The sequence below is a fragment of the Polaromonas sp. P1_G2 genome, from assembly GCF_056405515.1.
Genome location: NZ_JBFUBY010000551.1, coordinates 1 through 930, shown reverse-complemented (window position 1 = coordinate 930; position 930 = coordinate 1). Strand labels below are relative to the sequence as shown.

The following is a 930-nucleotide window of genomic DNA, read 5'->3' as shown; positions in this document are numbered from 1 at the left end:
GCTTCCGATTGTCATCGGAGGCACCGCCAATTACTCGCCGCGAGCGGCGCCGGCCTCCGGGGGTTTTCCCTCGGTCAGCCCGCGAGGGACCTGCCTAGCCGGCCAGTTGCTTCCAGGTGGTTATCACGGTATCGGGATTCAGCGAAATCGAGCCTATGCCCTGCTCCTTGAGCCACAAGGCAAAGTCGGGATGGTCGCTGGGGCCCTGGCCGCAGATGCCGACGTATTTGTTGGCACGCTTGCAAGCGGCAATGGCCTGGCTCAGCAGCGCCTTGACCGCCGGATCGCGTTCGTCAAAGTCTTTGGCCAGGATGTCCAGACCCGAGTCGCGGTCCAGGCCCAGCGTGAGCTGGGTCAGGTCGTTGGAGCCTATGGAGAAGCCGTCGAAATACTCGAGGAACTGGTCGGCCAGCACCGCGTTGCTCGGCACCTCGCACATCATGATGATTTTCAGGCCTTGCTCGCCGCGCTTGAGGCCGTGTTTAGCCAGCAGTTCCGTCACGGCCTTGGCCTGGCCCAGGGTGCGCACAAAAGGCACCATCACCTCGACGTTGGTCAGGCCCATGTCGTTGCGCACGCGCTTGAGCGCTTCGCATTCCATGGCAAAGGCCTCGGCGAAATCCGGGCTCAGGTAGCGCGCCGCGCCGCGGAAACCCAGCATCGGGTTTTCTTCCTCGGGCTCGTAGCGCGAGCCGCCTATCAGCTTGCGGTACTCGTTGGACTTGAAGTCCGACAGGCGCACGATCACCGGCTTGGGCCAGAAGGCCGCACCAATCGTGGCAATGCCTTCAGCCACCTTGTCGACATAAAAGGCACGCGGCGAGGCATGGCCGCGGGCCACGCTCTCCACGGCCTTTTTCAGGTCGGCGTCGATGTTGGGGTACTCCAGGATCGCCTTGGGGTGCACGCCGATGTTGTTGTTGATGATGA

General features: G+C 62.9%; 1 protein-coding gene. It reads right to left on the bottom strand.

Annotated features, from left to right (window positions below):
• Window positions 1–94: 94 nt before the first annotated feature.
• Window positions 95–930, bottom strand: an 836-nt coding sequence (locus tag AC1D0P_RS26110) for a putative PEP-binding protein (protein WP_477679378.1), incomplete at its 5' end; no start/stop codon positions are given.